This window comes from Skermanella stibiiresistens SB22, assembly GCF_000576635.1.
Lineage (GTDB): Bacteria > Pseudomonadota > Alphaproteobacteria > Azospirillales > Azospirillaceae > Skermanella > Skermanella stibiiresistens.
This window is the reverse complement of the sequence record NZ_AVFL01000105.1, coordinates 1-821: the sequence shown is the minus strand read 5'-3', so window position 1 is coordinate 821 and position 821 is coordinate 1. Positions and strand designations below refer to the sequence as shown.

Genomic DNA, 821 nt, shown 5'->3' with positions numbered 1-821 from the left:
GGCTTCATGTTCCTGCCGACATACCGCGGCTGGGTCGTCGCGGTGTCGATCCTGGTCTGCTTCGGCACCTGGTTCGTGATCGAGCGGACCAAGCTGGGGGCCTACCTGCGCGCCGCCACCGAGAACCCGGTGCTGGTCCAGGCCTTCGGCATCAACGTGCCGGTCATGATCACCGCGACATACGGCTTCGGCGTGGCGCTGGCGGGTCTGGCCGGCGTGCTGGCGGCGCCGATCTACCAGGTCAACCCGCTGATGGGCTCGCACCTGATCATCGTCGTCTTCGCGGTCGTGGTGATCGGCGGCATGGGCTCGATCCTGGGCGCCGTGCTGACCGGCTTCATGCTCGGCATCCTGGAGGGCTTCACCAAGGTGTTCTACCCCGAGGCCTCCAACATCGTGATCTTCGTCGTGATGGCCGTGGTGCTGCTGATCAAGCCCGCCGGTCTGTTCGGACGGGAGAAGTAAGGACATGGCAACCCATTTCAACACCCCGGGGGCCCACACCCCGGCGGCCCCGCCCGGCGCCGCCGCCGCGGCCGCCCGGTCCCGGGGCAACCCGACGCTGACCTGGATCGCCCTGGCGGCGGCGCTGCTGCTGGCCCTGGTGGCGCCGTTCCAACTCTATCCGGTGTTCCTGGCCAAGGCGCTGTGCTTCGCGCTGTTCGCCTGCGCCTTCAACCTGCTGATCGGCTATGTCGGGCTGCTGTCGTTCGGCCACGCCGCCTTCTTCGGCTCGGCCGCCTACGTCACGGCGCACGCGATCAAGGTCTGGGGGCTGACGCCCGAGCTGGGCATCCTGCTGGGCGTGGTCACGGCGGCGG

General features: G+C 68.8%; 2 protein-coding genes. Both read left to right on the top strand.

Annotated elements, in window-relative coordinates; genetic code table 11:
- The coding region (locus tag N825_RS35655; protein WP_037462399.1) for a branched-chain amino acid ABC transporter permease at positions 1-465 on the top strand (465 nt) is incomplete at its 5' end.
- 4 nt (positions 466-469) lie between these two features.
- On the top strand, positions 470-821 hold a 352-nt coding region (locus N825_RS35650; protein WP_037462398.1), incomplete at its 3' end, for an ABC transporter permease subunit.